This window comes from Hahella sp. HN01, assembly GCF_018986435.1.
Taxonomy (GTDB): domain Bacteria; phylum Pseudomonadota; class Gammaproteobacteria; order Pseudomonadales; family Oleiphilaceae; genus Hahella.
The window spans coordinates 1-1164 of the sequence record NZ_JAHMIN010000128.1 but is presented as its reverse complement, the minus strand read 5'-3'; the positions used below and the strand labels follow the sequence as shown (position 1 = coordinate 1164).

Sequence of the window (1164 nt, the reverse complement as noted above, 5' to 3'; positions counted from 1 at the left end):
GGCTTCATAACCCGCCACCAGAGCGTTGGCGATAGCCGCCTTTTTCCCGATCTCAAAAAGCTTCTTGCTCTTCGTGTCCATCAAGGTGGAGAGGTTGCCCAGCATGCCGGTCATGACCGACACCCGTTCCTGATGCTCCGCCTCCGCCAAGGCCTTGCGCTTGCCCTTCTCTCTTTCCTCTATGGCTGTGAGCGTGGCTTGATGCTGCGCGGACAGCTCGCCCAGCAACTCCATGTGCTGGGTTTGGGTTAACAGGTTTTCGTCCAACGCCTCCTGCAGCATGTCCCGCCGGCGCTCGTAGGACTCCCGTTCCGCCTCTTCTTCCGTTAGCAGGGATTCACGGATGCTTTCGACGTTGCCCCGGATTTCGTTCTGACGCTGCAGCGCGGCGTTGGCTTCCTCCTGCGCCGCCTTCACCCGCGCCAAGTTATCCGCCACGGAGGCGGTCACCCCTTGGTAGTCCTGCAAGGTGACGACGCTTTGACCCAGGGTGACGTTGAACTTTTCCGTCTCCTGATCCGCCGCCGCCATCTCCGCGAAGATATCGCCCGTGGCGCCGCGCAGGTTCTCCTGCATGCTGTACAGCTCAGCGTCTACTTGCGCCACATCATCGGAGAGCTTGCCCAGGTAGTAGGTCGCCACCCGGATAAACTCGACCACGCTCGCGCTGACCTCCAGCGCGCCGGCGGCAAGCAATCGCACCGCCTGTCCGCCCAGCTTGGCGGCATCCGGCAATACGTCACCCAAAAAGTGGGCGACTTGCTCGATGGTCGGCCCCAACGCCACGGCCATGTTGTTGGTCATGCCCGTTAGCGCCGCGTTCATCTTGATAATGGCGGCATTGGCGGCGGTGGCCTGGGTCGCAAAGCGGGTGCTGATGGTATTGCCGGTGCGGTCGGACTCTTCGCCCATGGCCCGAATGGCGGCGCTGCCGCCTTCCATGGTTTGCAGCAGGGCGACGCCTTCGGAGTCCAACAGCTTCATGGCGAGGCGCACCCGGTCCGACTTCGCAGGCACCTCCGCCAGTGCGTCCGCCAGCACTTCAAATTGCTGTTCGGGACGCAGTTGCTGGAGCTTCTGCGCGGATAAGCCCAGCGCTTTGATCGCGCCAATGGCTTCGCCACTGCCGGCGGCCGCCTCGGCGATGCGTCGGGTCATGCGCTG

1 protein-coding gene is annotated in these 1164 nt (G+C 63.1%); it reads right to left on the bottom strand.

Annotation, left to right across the window (positions count from 1 at the left end):
- On the bottom strand, positions 1 to 1164 hold a 1164-nt coding region (locus tag KP814_RS32590), incomplete at both ends, for a hypothetical protein (protein WP_216740680.1).